The sequence below is a fragment of the Radicibacter daui genome (assembly GCA_030657355.1).
In the GTDB taxonomy this organism is placed as follows: Bacteria; Pseudomonadota; Alphaproteobacteria; order Radicibacterales; family Radicibacteraceae; genus Radicibacter; species Radicibacter daui.
The window spans coordinates 1,047,062-1,062,821 of record CP131056.1; the positions used below are offsets into that span (position 1 = coordinate 1,047,062).

Below are 15,760 nucleotides of genomic sequence, written 5' to 3' on the forward strand. Positions count from 1 at the left end.
CTGCCGGGCTAAACCGGCCTGCCGGGGTCCTCAGTTGCCATAGCAATTCCCCGCCAGCATTACTTCGCGCCAGCCAGAAGGATCACAGCATGGCTTCCGCAGCCGAGCAGTTGGCCGCCAACCTCAATTTCGGGGCTTTCTCCAAAGCGACCGATCTCAAGAAGCGCATCTGGTTCACCCTGGGCGCGCTCATCATCTACCGCCTCGGCACCTATATCCCCCTGCCGGGTATCGATGTCGGCGTGGTCGAGCAGCTGTTCAATCAGAATGCCGGCGGCATCCTGGGCATGTTCAACATGTTCTCGGGCGGTGCCGTTAAGCGCATGACCATCTTCGCGCTTAACATCATGCCGTACATCTCGGCCTCCATTATCATCCAGCTCCTCACTTCCGTCGCACCGTCGCTGGAATCGCTGAAGAAGGAAGGGGAGAGCGGCCGCAAGAAGATCAACCAGTACACCCGGTACCTGACGGTGATCCTCGCCGCGGTGCAGGCCTGGGGCCTCGCCGTCGGGCTTGAAGGCCTGTCGGGCGGTGGCGGCAGCGCCGTCATCAATCCGGGCTGGTTCTTCCGCATCACCGCAGTGGTCACGCTGGTCGGCGGCACCATGTTCCTGATGTGGCTGGGCGAGCAGATCACCCAGCGCGGCATCGGCAACGGCATCTCGCTGCTCATCTTCACCGGTATCGTCGCCACGCTGCCGGCCTCGCTGGCGGGCCTCCTGGAACTGGGCCGTACCGGCGCCATGTCGTCCTTCTTCATCCTGCTGCTGATCATCGGCGCAGTGGCGGTCATCGCCTTCATCGTCTTCATGGAGCGCGCCCACCGGCGATTGCTGGTGCAATATCCAAAGCGCCAGATGGGCAACCGCGTCATGGGCGGTGAAAGCTCGCATCTGCCGCTGAAGGTCAACACCGCCGGCGTTATCCCGCCGATCTTCGCTTCCTCGCTGCTGCTGCTGCCGCTGACGGTGGTAGGTTTCGCGGCGGGCTCCGGCCCCAGCTGGCTGCAGGGCATCGCCCAGCATCTCGGCCACGGCACGCCGGTTTTCATGGTGCTCTATGCGCTGCTGATCATCTTCTTCTGCTTCTTCTACACGGCCATCGTGTTCAACCCGCAGGAGACAGCTGACAATCTGCGCAAGTATGGCGGCTTCATTCCGGGCGTTCGCCCCGGCAAGCACACCGCCGACTATCTGGACTATGTGCTGACCCGCCTGACGGCGATCGGCGCGGCCTACATCACCGTAGTCTGCCTCCTGCCCGAGTTTCTGATGGCAAAGTCGGCGCTGCCTTTCTATTTTGGCGGCACCAGCCTGCTCATCGTCGTCTCGGTGACGATGGACACCGTGGGCCAGGTTCATTCCCACCTTATTGCGCACCAGTATGAAGGCCTGATCAAGAAGGCCAAGCTGAAGGGGAGGCGTTGATGATAATGATCCTGATGGGCCCGCCGGGCGCCGGTAAGGGCACACAGGCCAAGCGTCTGATGGACAAGTACGGTTACGTGCAGCTGTCCACGGGCGATATGCTTCGGGCCGAGATCGCCGCAGGGTCGGACCTCGGCAAGAAGGCGGAAGCCATCATCAGCGCCGGCAACCTGGTCTCTGACGACATCATGGTCGGCATGATCGCCAAGCGCCTCGATGCTCCCGATGCTTCCAAGGGCGTCATTCTTGACGGCTTCCCGCGTACCGTGCCGCAGGCCGAAGCGCTGGACCGGATGCTGTCGGACAAGGGCCGCAAGATCAACATCGCCATCGAACTCAAGGTCGAGGCGGATGAGCTGATCAAGCGCATCCTCAACCGTGCGAAGGAAAGCGGCAACGCCCGCGCCGACGACAATGAGGAAACGCTGCGCAAGCGCCTTGATGTCTACAAGAGCCAGACGGCGCCGATCCTGCCCTATTACAAGGGCAAGGGGCTGCTGACCCAGGTCGACGGCATGGCCGATATGGACACCGTCACCAACCAGATCGAGGCCGCGCTCAACTGAGCCTGGCTGCGAAGGAGAAGGGCGCAGGAAGCCCCGTCAAGTCCGGCTGCATTGCCGCTTGACATATCGCGCTTCCTGCGCATACTCCGCCCACCCTCGTTCCGGGCGATCCTTGCGGGAGACGGCAAAGCCAACCAAACGGTTGGCTTTGTTCTTTAGTCGGGCCTGAGTTCCGGAACGAACGTTTACTACGCTTAAACAAGGAGCGATCACCGTGGCACGTATTGCCGGTGTAAACATTCCGACGCAGAAGCGCGTGATCATTGCGCTTCAGTACATCCACGGCATTGGCGCCGCCAAGGCCAAGGAAATCATCGAGAAGGTCGGCATCGCCGAAGCGACTCGCGTCAATCAGCTCACCGAAGATGAAGTCCTGCGTCTGCGCGAGACCATCGACCGTGACTACCTCGTCGAAGGTGATCTTCGCCGCGAAGTGGCGATGAACATCAAGCGCCTGATGGACATGGCCTGCTACCGCGGCCTGCGTCATCGCAAGGGTCTTCCGGTTCGCGGCCAGCGTACGCATACCAATGCGCGCACCCGCAAGGGGCCTGCCAAGGCCATCGCCGGTAAGAAGAAGTAAGACCAGAAGGGCTCTTGAATCATGGCTAAGCCGCAGGCTAATCGCGTTCGCCGTCGCGAGCGCAAGAACATCACCTCTGGCGTTGCGCACGTTAACGCCAGCTTCAACAACACCCACGTCACCATCACCGACGCCCAGGGCAACACCATTTCCTGGTCTTCCTCGGGCATGATGGGCTTCAAGGGTTCGCGCAAGTCGACCCCGTATGCTGCCCAGATGGCTGCCGAAGATGCCGGCCGCAAGGCTCAGGAACACGGCATGAAGATGCTGGACGTGCTGGTGAAGGGCCCGGGTTCGGGTCGCGAATCGGCTCTGCGTGCCCTGCAGTCGATCGGTTTCACGATCACTGCGATCAAGGACATCACGCCGATCCCGCACAACGGCGTCCGTCCGCCGAAGAAGCGCCGCGTCTGATCTGACGCGGCTGACCTTCTCGAAGGACAGCCGAACGTACATCAGAGAAAGCCGCCCCGGGACAAGCCAGGCATCGCCATAGCCGGCTTATGGATTGGGGCGGCATTTTCCGTGGAGTGGGCTCCACGATCCCATGGCGAAAGGATTGAAAGACCGTGCAGAAGAATTGGCAGGAACTGATCAAGCCGAACAAGCTCGAAGTCCAGCCGGGTCATGACCCGCAGCGTCAGGCGACCATCATCGCCGATCCGCTGGAGCGTGGCTTCGGTCTGACTCTCGGCAACAGCCTGCGCCGCGTGCTGCTGTCCTCCCTGCAGGGCGCTGCCGTGACCGCCATCCAGATCGACGGCGTGCTGCATGAGTTCTCGTCGGTCAACGGCGTTCGCGAGGACGTCACCGACATCGTGCTCAACGTCAAGCAGATGGCGCTGCGCATGGGCGGTGAAGGCCCGAAGAAGATGCGCCTGCGCGCCGAAGGCCCGTGTGAAGTGACCGCCGGCATGATCGAGACCGGCCATGACATCGAGATCATGGACGCCGATCATTACATCTGCTCGCTGGATGCCGGTGCGCGCTTCAACATGGAATTCACGGTCGAGACCGGCAAGGGCTATCGCCCGGCTGCCCTCAACCGTCCGGAAGACGCTCCGATCGGTTTCATCCCGGTCGACAGCCTGTTCTCCCCGGTCCGCCGCGTGGCCTACAAGGTCGAGAACACCCGCGTTGGCCAGATCACCGACTACGACAAGGTGTCGATGGTGGTCGAGACCAACGGTGCCGTGACCCCGGATGATGCTGTGGCGCTTGCCGCCCGCATCCTGCAGGACCAGCTCCAGCTCTTCATCAACTTCGAAGAGCCGGAACTCGTCACCGCGACCGAGGCCAAGGAAGACCTGCCCTTCAACAAGAACCTTCTGCGCAAGGTGGACGAGCTGGAGCTTTCCGTCCGTTCCGCCAACTGCCTGAAGAACGACAACATCGTCTATATCGGCGACCTGGTTCAGAAGTCCGAGGCGGAGATGCTCCGTACCCCGAACTTCGGCCGCAAGTCGCTGAACGAGATCAAGGAAGTCCTCTCCCAGATGGGCCTCCACCTCGGCATGGACGTGCAGAACTGGCCGCCCGAGAACATCGAGGACCTGGCCCGCAAGCTCGAAGAGCCGTACTGAGACGGACCTTCGGGTTAACTACCTGGCCGCCGGGGCCCGCTGTGGGTTCCGGCCGCCCAATGAATAAAAATCTAGGGGACCTACCCCAGGACAAAAGGAAGAGAGAGTAGTCATGCGTCATAATGTTGCCGGCCGTAAGTTCAGCCGCACCTCCTCCCATCGCAAGGCGATGTTCACCAACATGGTGGCCTCGCTGTTCCTGCACGAGCAGATCACCACCACTCTGCCGAAGGCCAAGGACCTGCGTCCGATCGCCGAGAAGCTGATCACCCTCGGCAAGCGTGGCGACCTGCACGCCCGCCGTCAGGCGATCGCCCAGGTGGGTGACGAAGCTGTCGTGCGCAAGCTCTTCACCGTCATCGCCGACCGCTACAAGGACCGCAACGGTGGTTACACCCGCGTCCTGAAGGCTGGCCGTCGTTATGGCGACAACGCCCCGATCGCCGTGATCGAGCTCGTTGACCGCGACTTCGACGCCAAGGGCGCCGCCGACCGTGCCCGTCACGAGGCTGCCCAGGCTGCCGCCGAGACCGACGCCGAATAAGCTTCTGGTCCCTCGCCGGGCTGTTTGCTGAAGAAAAGGCCGCATCGTGCAATCACGATGCGGCCTTTTCTTTTTTCATCGTCACATCGGTGCAAGGCACCGGACGGAGTGGGGGTCCTGCGGGCGAGGGCATCGTCCAGATGGCAGTCGACCCTGCAAGGCAAGGCCGCATGGGGTGCCGGAACCATGACGTTGCTCGTCCATCAAGAGAAGTATGCGGTAACGTCCCACCTCAGCTCGCCGCTCGTCTGGCCTGACATGCAGGTCGAGCACCGCCGCATTGAGCCCGGTTCCATGCAGCCGGTGACGTTCTCCTGCAACTCGGTTGCCGTGGCGCTTGCCGGTCGCACGCCGGTCAGCCGTACGGCAAACGGCCTGCAACAACGCACCGTCATCCGGCCCGGTATGGCCGCCATCGAGCCCGTGGGGTTTCATGAGAGCGAGGCCGAAATCGCCTCTCCCCTCGATTGTCTTCACATCTATCTCGAACCCGGGCTGGTGGGCTCATCGGCGCTGACCGATTTCGATCTCGATCCGGCCAAAGCCCGGCTTGCCTATGCCGGTGGCCTGATCGACCCTCTGCTCAACCAGATCGCCATCGCCTTTCACGGCATTGTCGTCCGCGGTGTTGAACCGGTGGACAGCCTGCTGATCGACGGTATGCGCTCGGTGCTTACATGGCACTTGTTGACGAAATATTCTCTCGATCGCTGGCAGTACCAGTTGCCCCAGCCCTGCCTTGCCTACGACAAGCTCAAGCGCGTGGTGGATATGATCGAAGGGCGTCTTGGCGAGCAGATATCGCTGCGGGATATGGCAGGGGAGGCGGGTCTTAGCGACTTTCATTTCTCGCGCCTCTTCAGGCGGGCAAAAGGCCGCTCTCCCCATCTCTTCGTGCTGGAACGCCGCATTCAGGCGGCTCAGGAACTGCTCGCCAAGGCGAACGCCTCCCTCGTTGAGGTCGCACTGGAGACAGGCTTCGGGTCACAGGCCAGTTTTAACCGCGCCTTTCTCAAGCAGGTCGGGCTAACCCCCGGCCAGTTTCGCGCACAGCACAGCCGCTAAGCGGCTACAGGCGGGTTTTCCGCAGCAAGAAGTGCACGTTGTCTGGCAAGAAACGAAAATACGCCCGCCGGACCGGAGCGTATCTTTGCTGCCGCAATTCCGGAGCGGGGCATCTGTCGGTAAGCGAGCCCTGCCAGATCCCAGGGGAGGTGCGGCATGTCCAGCAAACCCAGCATCGTCTTTGCCCACGGTCTGTGGGCCGACGGCTCCTGTTTCAGCAAGGTGATCGATCTGCTTCTTGCTGATGGCTACGAAGTGATCGCGACACAGAACCATCTGAATACGGTGGCGGATGATGTTGCCGCCGTGAGGACGTCATTCGGACGCGCCAGCGGACGTGTCGTGCTTGTCGGGCACTCCTACGGGGGAACCGTCATTACCGCGGCCGGTACCGATGATCGTGTTGCCGCGCTGGTCTATATCTGCGGTTTCGCGCCGGACGATGGCGATGCCACCGAAGTCGACCAGGGCAAGTTTCCGCAGACGGCGATCTTCGAGCATATTGAAGTCGTGGACGGGCGGGTGTTCCTGAAGCCGACCGGCGTTCCGGAATTTGCAGGAGACGTGCCGGAGGCGGAACAGAAGCTGATCTGGGCGACCCAGATGGCGCCGCTGGCTGATTTGTTTACCCAGCCTGTGCCCGGGGCTGCCTGGAAATTGAAGCCGACATACTACATCGTTGGAACCGAGGACCGGACCATTCAGCCAGAGCTGCAGCGTTTCCTCGTAAAGCGCATGGGAGCCAGGGCAACCGAGCTTGCCACCAGCCATGTGCCGATGCTGTCGCAGCCCCGGCGGGTCTACGAGGTCATCCGGCAGGCCGCTGAGGCGGTGCAATGACAGGCTAACGAGTTTCTGCCGCTCTTCATGCGGCGGGGCGAGGGCAGGGGCCGCATTCCGTGATGCGGCCCCTTGCTTTTGAAGCCTTCTCGACGGGCTTTACGAAAAATAAATTGCCTCTTTTTCTCCGCTGCTGTCGATTTCCGGGAAGCCCGCACGTCGATGTTGCGTGAAAGGGCTGGCGACAGGCGCCGCCCTCCTGTCCGGCCCCTGAAGGGACGGACCGATCCAGGAGAATGAGGCAATGAAGTTCGCTCTGCTCATCTATGAAAACGAAGCCAACTTTACCGGCGCGGACGCGGCGGAGAAGATCAGCCGGCGCAAGGCCGGGCATCAGGCCTTTGGCGCGGCCAACCGGGCCGTAATCGTCGGCGGTGCCGGGCTGCGCACCACGGAGACGGCGACCACGGTGCGGGCGCCGGCCAAGGGCGCGGATCGCAGCCTGCATGACGGCCCCTTTGCCGAGACGCACGAACAGCTCGGTGGTTTCTATCTCGTCGATGTGCCGGACCGGGAGGCTGCCGTCGCCCTCGCCCTCGAGATACCGGTGGGCCAGAACGGCAGCATCGAAATCCGCCAGGTCATGGCTGAGTGAAGGGAGGGCCGACGATGAAATACGCCCTGCTCATCTATGAAAAGGATGGATATTACGAACCCGCCCCCGGCGGCATGAAGCGGGAGGAGGCGTTTTCCAACCACCGTGCCTTCCAGGGGCGCCATGGTGGCATCCTCAAGGGCGGCGCCGGGCTGGAGCCCACCACCACCGCCCGCACCGTACGGGTGGCGGGGGAGAGGCATGGCCGCACCGTGCATGACGGGCCGTTTGCCGAAACGCGCGAGCAGCTCGGCGGCTTCTATCTTGTCGATGCGCCCGATCTCGATGCCGCCATCGCCATTGCCCGCGACCTGCCGCTGGCTGCCGATGGCGCGGTCGAAATCCGCCCGTTGCTGACGCAGGACTGATGACGGTCTTCGTCCTTGCCGAGGTGGTGCGGGCGGCGAGCGGGCGCATCACCGCCGCGCTCGCCGCCCGCTACCGCGACCTCGACATCGCCGAAGAGGCTCTCGCCGAGGCAACGGCCCGCGCGGTTGAGGCGATTGCCGCCGGGCAGCTGCTGGCTGACCCTGCCGGCTGGCTCTACCGGGCGGCCGGCCGCTGCGCCCTCGACATGCTGCGCCGACGGGCGACGCGTGAGCGCCTGCCGCCGCCAGAACCGCTGCCGGAGCCGAGTGTGGAAGACCGCCTGACCGGGGATGAGGCGATCATCCCCGACGAGCGCCTGCGCCTCATCTTTGTTTGCTGCCATCCCGCGATTGCCGCAGAGACACGGGCTGCCCTTACCCTGCGCCTCGTGTGCGGCCTCACCACCGCGCAGATCGCCCATGCCTTTCTGGTGGCCGAGCCGGCGCTGGCGCAGCGCCTGACCCGCGCCAAGCGCAAGATCGCCGAAGCGGGCGTTGCCTTCGAGGTGCCGCCGCCCGAGGGCTGGGCCGAGCGGCTGGAGGCCGTTCTCTCCACGCTGGAGATCGCCTATGCCAAGGCGCATGAGGATGCCGCCGGCACCGGCAGCCATGCCGGTTACGCCGGTGAGGTGCTGCGCCTCACCCGCCTGCTGGCCGACCTGTTGCCGGCTGAAGGGGAGGTGCTGGCGCTTGCCGCGCTGGTGCGCCTTGCCGAGGCGCGGCGTCCCGCCCGTCTCGGTGCCGACGGCCGCATGGTGCCGCTTGTCGAGCAGGACCCCGCCCGCTGGACGCCTGCCTTGATCGCCGAAGCGCACGGCTTTCTGGATCGGGCAGCGGCACTGCCGGCGCACGGCCCGCGGTATTTTCAGGCCATGATCCACGCGGTCTGGTGCAGCCGGCGATCCCTTGCCGATCCTGCCCCCTGGCCGCAGGTACTGGCGCTTTATGACCGGCTGCTGTTGCAACGCGACGATGTGGTGGTGCGCCTCAACCGCATCGTGGCGCTGGCAGAGGTTGCCGGCATCGCTGCCGCCTTTGCCGAACTGACGGCGCTGGAGGCTGCGGGAGCCGGGCGGGGTATCCAGCTTTCAACGTTCCTGCCCTATCAGGCGCTGAGGGCTGATCTCAGCCGCCGGGCGGGCCATCTGGAGGCCGCGGCCGATGCCTATCGCACCGCGCTTTCCCTCGGCCCGGCGGCGGCGGAGCGTGATTTTCTTGCCGCGCGGCTCGCCGCACTACGCCCTTCCGGTTGACGGCGGACGCCAAAGGACAATGATCAGGGGCGGGAAGTCCGGTGCCGTCACCGGGCTTCGGGGCACTTTTGCGGGGGGAGCTTTGAATGCTCAATGATTTCAAGGCATTTATCGCGCGTGGCAACGTCATGGATCTCGCTGTCGGCGTGATCATCGGCGGCGCGTTCGGCGGCATCGTCAAATCACTGGTCGGCGATATCATCATGCCGATCGTCGGCGCGGTTTTCGGCGGGTTCGATTTTTCGAACTACTTCATCCCGCTGTCGTCCGTCGTTACCGCCGATACGCTGGAAGAGGCACGCAAGCAAGGTGCGGTGTTTGCCTATGGCAGCTTCATCACCGTCTCCATCAATTTCCTGATCCTCGCCTGGATCATCTTTTTGATGGTGCGCGGTGTGAATGCCCTGCGCCGCCAGGTGGAACGCCGGGAAGAGAAGGTGGCTGAAGCGGCACCGCCGCCCCCGCCGCCGGCCGACATCGCCCTGCTGACGGAAATCCGCGACCTGCTGGCCGCCCGTCAGGGCAGCTGAGAGCGCGCTTGAACACGGAACGGGAGAGGGGGCTTCAGTCCCCTCTTTCCTTTTAGCCGGCCTCTGCCAGCGCGGCGTCGAAGGCGGCGCGGGCACTGCGGATTGCCGGATGGCTCTGCGCGGCCCACCGGGCAAGGATGGCGAGCGGCTCCAGCAGCGAGCTGCCAAGCGGCGTCAGGCTGTATTCCACCGCCGGGGGCTGGGTGGGAAACACCTTGCGGCTGACCAGCCCGTCGCGCTGCAGGTCCCGCAGGGTCTGCGTCAGCATGCGCTGGGAGATGTCCGGCACCATGCGCCTGAGTTCACCGAACCGGCGCGGCGCTTCGGCGAGCGCGATGACCAGCAGCGTTGCCCATTTGTCGCCGATATGGTCCAGCACGTCGCGCACCGGGCATTTTTCGGCGCTCATGTCGCTGCCCGGCGGGGCGGTTACGGCCAGACGCAGCGTTGCGAGCGTGTCCTCGCAGGGGTTCTGCAGGGCTTCAACGGGTTTGAGAACGCTCTGGCGTGCCATGGGGTGGTTCCCTTCAGGTAACTATCACCCGTTAAACTGCCTTCTTTTGCAGATCGCGGGCACTTCCTAAATTAGGTCTAGTCTCATTTTGAGACCAGCATTCAGACCGGTCAAGAGGCCGGTCATTCATGAAGGCAGCAAAAAGGAAGTCCCGTTCCATGTCCGCCACCACCCCCCGCCTGCTCGTTACCGGCGCTTCCGGCAAGCTCGGCCACGCCACCATCGCCCACCTCCTGGGCAGCCAGAAGGTTCCCGCCAGCCAGATCGTCGCCGGCACCCGCAAGCCGGAGACGCTGGCCGATCTCGCGGCCCAGGGCGTCGAGGTCCGCAAGGTTGATTTCGAGGATGCGGCCGGCCTTGCCGCCGCTTTCGCCGGCATCGACCGTCTGCTGGTCATTTCCACCGACGCGCTGGAACAGCCGGGCCAGCGCCTTGCCCAGCACAAGGCCGCCATTGCCGCCGCCGAGGCGGCCGGTGTTGCCCATGTGATCTACACCTCGATGCCGAAGCCCGAGCCCGGCAATCCGGTGCTCTTCGCGCCCGACCACTGGGGCACCGAGCAGGCGCTGGAAGCCAGCAAGCTCGCCGGCTGGACCGTGCTGCGCAACAACTGGTACTTCGAGAACATCTTCATGAGCGCGGCCAGCATCCTTGCTTCCGGCCACTGGTACACCGCTGCCGGCGAGGGGCGTTATGCCAATGTCGGCCGCGATGATTGCGCTGCCGTTGCCGCCGCCGTGCTCGCCAACCCGCCCGCCGGCAAGGTGAAGCTGGATGTTACCGGCGGCGAGGCGCTGACGGTCGATGAGGTCGCCGCCCTGCTCTCCGGTGCCACCGGCAAGCCGGTCGAAGTGGTGAAGCTCACGTCCCAGCAGCTGGCCGAAGGTATGGCCGCAGCCGGCGTGCCGGCCCCCTGGGTCCCGCTGCTGGTCAGCTTTGACGATAATGGCCGAGCCGGCGGGTTTAACCTCGTGAGCGACACGGTTGAGCGTCTCACCGGCCGCAAGCCGCAGAAGTACAAGGATTTCCTGGTGGCGAATGCCAAGGCTCTGGCTGGCTGATCCCCGGATATCAGACCTGCGCAGAGAACTGGAAAAGGGGCGGCCGGACCGCCCCTTTTTCATTGAGCCCTGCGTAAATTGCTGGTCTTCGCAATGCTGCCCTGCACCACGCGCTCTTGTGTGATGACAATTTTGCCTGTATCTCCACCCCCATCGCGCCGGTTGCCCCCTTTTCCTGATGTGAAAGAGGCCGGGCGCACTCACCGGGCCCCGCCTGTCCCGCGTTAGCGGACCATCGGACGTCCCCCTTATATATTTGAAGAGCGTCCTTGGGGTTTTTCCCGCCGGGCGCCCTCCGACGGAAGAACCGTTTTTGACCAATTTTGCAGACCTCGGCCTCACCGGGCCGATCCTCTCCGCGCTTGCCGACGAAAAGCACAGCGAACCGACCCCCATCCAGGAAGCCGCCATCCCCCATGCCCTCGACGGCAAGGATGTGCTTGGCATCGCCCAGACCGGCACCGGCAAGACCGCCGCTTTCGTTCTGCCCACCCTGCAGCGTCTCGTTGCCTCGCGCCGCCGCCTTGAAGGTGGCGAGGCGCGTGCCGTGATCCTCAGCCCCACCCGTGAACTTGCCGGCCAGATCTTCAGCCGCGTCAAGGCTTACGGCAAGAACATGCGCCTGCGCAGTGCGCTGGTCGTTGGCGGCGCCCCGATGGGCCGTCAGGGCCGCGATATCGGTTTCGGTGTTGATGTTCTGGTTGCCACGCCGGGCCGCCTGCTCGACCTCATGGGCCGCAGCTGGGTGCGTCTCGACACCGCCGAGGTGCTGATCCTCGACGAAGCCGACCAGATGCTCGACCTCGGTTTCGTCAAGCCGATCCGCGACATCGCCCGCTCGACCCCGCGTGAGCGCCAGACCATGCTGTTCTCGGCCACCATGCCGCAGACGGTTGCCGGTCTCGTGCGCGAGCTGCTGACCGACCCGGTCGAGGTGAGCGTTGCTCCCCCCGCCAAGCCGGCCGTGAATGTCGAACAGCAGGTCGTCATCATCGAAGGTGCCCGCAAGCGTGAAGCGCTGGCGGAAATCCTCAATGACGAAGCGGCTGAAAGCGTCATCGTCTTCGCCCGCACCAAGCGCGGCGCCGATCGTCTCGCCCGTGATCTCGACCGTGACGGCCAGCGCACCGTTGCCCTGCATGGCGACATGAGCCAGGGCCAGCGCGACCGTGCGCTCGCCATGTTCCGGGCCTCCCGTGCCCGTATCATGGTGGCGACCGACGTGGCTGCCCGCGGCATCGACATCACCGGCGTCACCCATGTGGTGAACTACGACCTGCCGGATGCGCCGGAATCCTACGTGCACCGTATCGGCCGTACCGGCCGCGCCGGCGCCAGCGGCATCGCCATCTCGCTCTGCGCCCCGGACGAATATGATCGTCTGCGCTCGATCGAGAAGCTGATTTCCCGCGTGCTTCCGCAGGATGACCGCCGCCACATCAAGACGCCGCTCGGCAAGGGCCGTCCGAACGCCGGCAAGGGTGGCAAGGGCCGTCCGCAGCAGCGCTCGCGCCGCCCGGCACCGCGCCGTCAGGCTGCCTGAAGCCGCTTCAGCGGATCAGGACCGAAAAAAGAAAGCAGCCTCCCTCGGGAGGCTGCTTTTTTGTGCTCTCAGCCCCTATGTCTATTTCTGTGCCGGTGGAAGGTTTCGCCCCTGCCGGTGCGGGATTAGCATTGCCTGCTGCCTGGGGAGGCGCAGAAGCGGCGGAGGGGTGTTATGTGGCTCTATGAATTTCTGGCCCGGCTTGGCCTGCGCCAGTCCTATGTCGCCAAGATCATGCTCATCAGCTTTCTCGGCGTGCATGTTCCGCTCATCGTGCTGGTCGCCTATGTGCTGGTCAGTGCCGATGTCTCGCTGATGCAGTCGCTGCCGGTCTTGCTGGTGGTGCTGGTTGCCACGCTCATTGGCGCCGGCGTTACCCTTACGGCGCTGTGGATGCTGCTGGCGCCGCTGCGCCAGGCCTCCACCAGCATTCACGCCTATCTCTCCCGCCGCCAGATCGTGCCGCTGCCCACGCGCTATCAGGACGAGGCCGGGCAGCTGATGGCCGATATCCAGGAAGGCATTACCCGCCTCGATGCCGCGCTCGACAGCGCGGAGGGGGCGGCCCGCCGCTCCGAGGATGAGCGGCAGGGCCAGTTCGAGATGCTCTCGCGCATGAGCCACGAACTGCGCACCCCGCTCAACATCATCATCGGCTTTTCCGAGGTGATCCAGAGCCAGATCATGGGCCCGCTCGGCACCGATGTTTATGGCAGTTATGCCGCCGATATCCGGGCCAGCGGGCTCGATCTGCTGGAGCGGGTCAACGCCCTGCTCGAACTTTCCGCCACCAAGGCCGGCGCCTTTGGCGGTGAGGAGGAGCGCCGCGAGATCGATCTGGGGGAAGCGCTGGAGACGGTCAAAGGGCTGCAGCATTTCCATGGCGAGCGGCGCGGGGTGGACATCCGGCTGGTTCCGCCAGCGCGCCCGATCCTGGTGCGGGCAGAGCCACGCGCGCTCAAGCAGGCCTTGCTGCATGTGGTGCAGGGCGTCGTCGCCGGGTCGCAGTCAGGCCACTATGTGCTGATCAAGACCGCGCCCGGCGCTGGCGGGACGGGGGCGGAGCTCATCGTCACCGTGCCGCAGGCCCCCTTTATCGCCGATGACCTGCCCCGGCCGCTGGAGCCCTATTTTGAGGGCGCACCTGAAGGCCGGCAGGAGAGGGGGGAGATACTCCGCCAGACCTCGGCACAGGGTTTTTCCCTGAGTGTTGCCGCCGCCATCGCCGTCACCCAGAAGATCGGCCTGCGCCTTGCCAACCCGATCAGCGGCGGGCGCACCGTGCGGATGAAGTTCTCCTGACACAAAACGGGCTCCCTATAGGGTGTTTCGTAGTTCGCCCTGTTTGGTTGACATATTCAGTAAAATACCATATTCAGTTGCTTGGGGTGATTTTAACTGCGGCGGGGTAAAATGGGCGGGGTTAGACCAGAAGATTTCCTGCGAGATCAGTTTCCTGCCGGGTATTGGCACTTGATCCCGGCTACCTTGCGGACAGCCTATAAAGCCGCGCAGGAGTTGGCCAATTCTGATCCCATTTTACAGATAGAAAGCGCTGTAGATAACCGTGGCCGCTTAATCTCTTGGGCGACAGATTTGGGATTTAAAAGGCTCATAGAATCCGGCAAGTTGCCATTTGACTATGCTTGGCGGCCTTTTGTCATGCCGACCGGTCGTTATCTTCAAATTCGATTATCTCATTCCGTGCTCACTATTAGTCAGGTTGCGAATCCGAGGCGACAGCCACGCTCGGTGAGATTCCGGGAAAATGGATGTGTGAACAACCAGCCTTTCTTTGATTTTCCGGATTTTGCGACTGAGCAGGATGTTATTGGGCTGCCACATCTCCTGTTGATCCATGGGCATCAGGAGTTACATTTCGCCCATCTAACGGTTCCCCATCCCGAGCATGCGAAGGGATTTCGCTACAGGTCGGGAAATCTTATGAAGATTCCTCATTTGGTCGAGACTAGTGAGCCAGCCGTGGAAAACACGGACGCTGATTTGGACGACCTCATCTCTCTCAAGGAAGAGATAGAAAAGTGGCGACGAGACAATGACAGCTAGAGACGGAAACATCGTTCCGTTTCCAAGCGCCGCCCGAGATGAAAATCTAGGGCGGCAATTGATTCCGGGACGCCTTTATGAGGCTCGCTTAGCAAAGCGCCTTAATCAGACTGAGCTGGCTGACAAAGTCGGTCTTAGCCGGCAAGCGATCTCCGCATTTGAACAGGGGGCGAAATCCCCTGAAGCTGCAACCTTGGTCAATTTGGCCCGGCAGTTGGAACAGCCAGTGGCGTACTTCACTGGTGTTGAGCCAGAGAGTTTTGGTGAAATCCGGGCAAAATTTTTTAGAAAAGTCGGCCCTGACACCAAGCGTCGAAATATGGCCTGTGAAGTTTTGGCCAAATGGTTGGTGAATGTATCTTGCTTATTTGATGGTATGGTGAATTATCCGAATGTGAATATTCCTGTATATTCTCCAGAGGATGAGATTTCTAGTTCTTATTCCGATATGGAAATTGAAAATATCGCAACAGAAGTTAGAAAAAATTTTGGCTTGGGCCTAGGTCCCATTTCGAATGTTGTTCGGCTGTTGGAGACTCAAGGGGTTATTGTGTCTCGCTTCCAGCTCCAGGGGGAGTCTGTAGAGGCATTCTCTTTTTGGAGTGGTGATAGACCCTTCGTTTTTCTCGCCTCTGACAAGGAAAGCGGCGCTCGGGCTCGATATGATGCGGCACACGAGCTTGGCCATTTGGTCCTGCATCGTTGGGTGAGTAAAGACGAAATTGAGAATAAGGATAGATTAAAGAAAATCGAAAATGAGGCGGATCGGTTTGCTAGTGCATTTCTTTTGCCTAAAGAGACTTTTTTAAATGAAATATATTCACCTAGATTGGCCAATTTTGTTTCTTTGAAGGATCGTTGGAAGGTTTCAATACAGGCTATGATATATAGATGTAAGCATCTTGGTATATTTGATGAGCAGCAAATAACAAGCTTATACAAACAAATTTCATCTAGAGGTTGGAGAAAAAAGGAACCTTTGGATGGCTTGGGTGGGATTAAGATAGAGGATCCCATGCTGTTGCGTAGGGTGATTGAAGTTGCTATCGATGGTGGGCGAATTGGTCGTGATAATGTTAAGGTCGCATTAGGGTTTTCTCAGTCAGTTATTGAGCAATTGGCTAACTTACCTTCTGGATATTTGTCTATTTCTCCACCAACTGAATTTCTTCCAACTTTAAAATGAGGCGCTGGGAGCGAAGAGGAAGGCCGTTAGGC

18 protein-coding genes are annotated in these 15,760 nt (G+C 62.1%); 17 read left to right on the forward strand and 1 reads right to left on the reverse strand.

The window, feature by feature from the left end; translation table 11 throughout:
* Positions 1-89 precede the first annotated feature (89 nt).
* The 12 genes from secY (at position 90) to mscL (ending at position 9,357) form a co-directional block, all read left to right on the forward strand.
* Positions 90-1,430, forward strand: a complete 1,341-nt coding sequence (gene secY / locus QTL98_RS04925; protein WP_445681111.1) for a preprotein translocase subunit SecY — start codon at positions 90-92, stop codon at positions 1,428-1,430.
* Complete coding sequence (locus QTL98_RS04930) at positions 1,430-1,996, forward strand: adenylate kinase (protein ID WP_445681112.1); 567 nt, start codon at positions 1,430-1,432, stop codon at positions 1,994-1,996. The genes secY and QTL98_RS04930 overlap by 1 nt, the downstream gene beginning before the upstream one ends.
* Positions 1,997-2,210: 214 nt before the next feature.
* Positions 2,211-2,579 (forward strand): 30S ribosomal protein S13, encoded by a 369-nt coding sequence (rpsM, locus tag QTL98_RS04935; protein WP_445681113.1) that lies wholly within the window; start codon positions 2,211-2,213, stop codon positions 2,577-2,579.
* A gap of 21 nt (positions 2,580-2,600) precedes the next feature.
* Complete coding sequence (rpsK, locus tag QTL98_RS04940) at positions 2,601-2,993, forward strand: 30S ribosomal protein S11 (protein ID WP_445681114.1); 393 nt, start codon at positions 2,601-2,603, stop codon at positions 2,991-2,993.
* Between the two features lie 155 nt (positions 2,994-3,148).
* A complete protein-coding gene (locus QTL98_RS04945) occupies positions 3,149-4,162 on the forward strand; it encodes a DNA-directed RNA polymerase subunit alpha (RefSeq protein WP_445681115.1) in 1,014 nt (337 codons plus the stop codon).
* 112 nt (positions 4,163-4,274) lie between these two features.
* Positions 4,275-4,706, forward strand: a complete 432-nt coding sequence (gene rplQ / locus QTL98_RS04950) for a 50S ribosomal protein L17 (RefSeq protein ID WP_445681116.1) — start codon at positions 4,275-4,277, stop codon at positions 4,704-4,706.
* A 186-nt stretch (positions 4,707-4,892) separates the two neighbouring features.
* Positions 4,893-5,771: a helix-turn-helix domain-containing protein gene (locus tag QTL98_RS04955; RefSeq protein ID WP_445681117.1), complete on the forward strand. Its 879-nt coding sequence runs from the start codon at positions 4,893-4,895 to the stop codon at positions 5,769-5,771.
* 156 nt (positions 5,772-5,927) lie between these two features.
* Positions 5,928-6,611, forward strand: coding sequence for an alpha/beta fold hydrolase (locus tag QTL98_RS04960; protein ID WP_445681118.1), 684 nt, complete (start codon positions 5,928-5,930; stop codon positions 6,609-6,611).
* A gap of 244 nt (positions 6,612-6,855) precedes the next feature.
* Positions 6,856-7,206, forward strand: a complete 351-nt coding sequence (locus QTL98_RS04965; protein WP_445681119.1) for a YciI family protein — start codon at positions 6,856-6,858, stop codon at positions 7,204-7,206.
* Between the two features lie 14 nt (positions 7,207-7,220).
* Positions 7,221-7,574 (forward strand): YciI family protein, encoded by a 354-nt coding sequence (locus QTL98_RS04970; RefSeq protein WP_445681120.1) that lies wholly within the window; start codon positions 7,221-7,223, stop codon positions 7,572-7,574.
* Positions 7,574-8,827 carry an RNA polymerase sigma factor gene (locus tag QTL98_RS04975; protein ID WP_445681121.1) on the forward strand — a complete coding sequence of 418 codons (1,254 nt, stop codon included), beginning with the start codon at positions 7,574-7,576 and terminating at the stop codon, positions 8,825-8,827. The genes QTL98_RS04970 and QTL98_RS04975 overlap by 1 nt, the downstream gene beginning before the upstream one ends.
* Before the next feature lie 86 nt (positions 8,828-8,913).
* Positions 8,914-9,357, forward strand: coding sequence for a large conductance mechanosensitive channel protein MscL (gene mscL / locus QTL98_RS04980; RefSeq protein WP_445681122.1), 444 nt, complete (start codon positions 8,914-8,916; stop codon positions 9,355-9,357).
* Between the two features lie 52 nt (positions 9,358-9,409).
* Here the strand turns inward: mscL and QTL98_RS04985 are convergent, their stop codons facing one another.
* On the reverse strand, positions 9,410-9,766 hold the full coding sequence (locus QTL98_RS04985) for a winged helix-turn-helix transcriptional regulator (RefSeq protein WP_445682090.1): 357 nt from the start codon (positions 9,764-9,766) through the stop codon (positions 9,410-9,412).
* 263 nt (positions 9,767-10,029) lie between these two features.
* Between QTL98_RS04985 and QTL98_RS04990 the strand changes: the two genes are divergently transcribed.
* From QTL98_RS04990 to QTL98_RS05010, 5 genes are all read left to right on the forward strand, one after another.
* Positions 10,030-10,932 carry an NmrA family NAD(P)-binding protein gene (locus QTL98_RS04990; protein ID WP_445681123.1) on the forward strand — a complete coding sequence of 301 codons (903 nt, stop codon included), beginning with the start codon at positions 10,030-10,032 and terminating at the stop codon, positions 10,930-10,932.
* Positions 10,933-11,245: 313 nt separating this feature from the next.
* Positions 11,246-12,475 (forward strand): DEAD/DEAH box helicase, encoded by a 1,230-nt coding sequence (locus QTL98_RS04995; protein ID WP_445681124.1) that lies wholly within the window; start codon positions 11,246-11,248, stop codon positions 12,473-12,475.
* A gap of 174 nt (positions 12,476-12,649) precedes the next feature.
* On the forward strand, positions 12,650-13,777 hold the full coding sequence (locus QTL98_RS05000; RefSeq protein ID WP_445681125.1) for a sensor histidine kinase: 1,128 nt from the start codon (positions 12,650-12,652) through the stop codon (positions 13,775-13,777).
* A 171-nt stretch (positions 13,778-13,948) separates the two neighbouring features.
* Positions 13,949-14,542, forward strand: a complete 594-nt coding sequence (locus tag QTL98_RS05005) for a hypothetical protein (protein ID WP_445681126.1) — start codon at positions 13,949-13,951, stop codon at positions 14,540-14,542.
* Complete coding sequence (locus QTL98_RS05010) at positions 14,532-15,728, forward strand: helix-turn-helix domain-containing protein (protein WP_445681127.1); 1,197 nt, start codon at positions 14,532-14,534, stop codon at positions 15,726-15,728. The genes QTL98_RS05005 and QTL98_RS05010 overlap by 11 nt, the downstream gene beginning before the upstream one ends.
* The last annotated feature ends 32 nt before the right edge of the window (positions 15,729-15,760 follow it).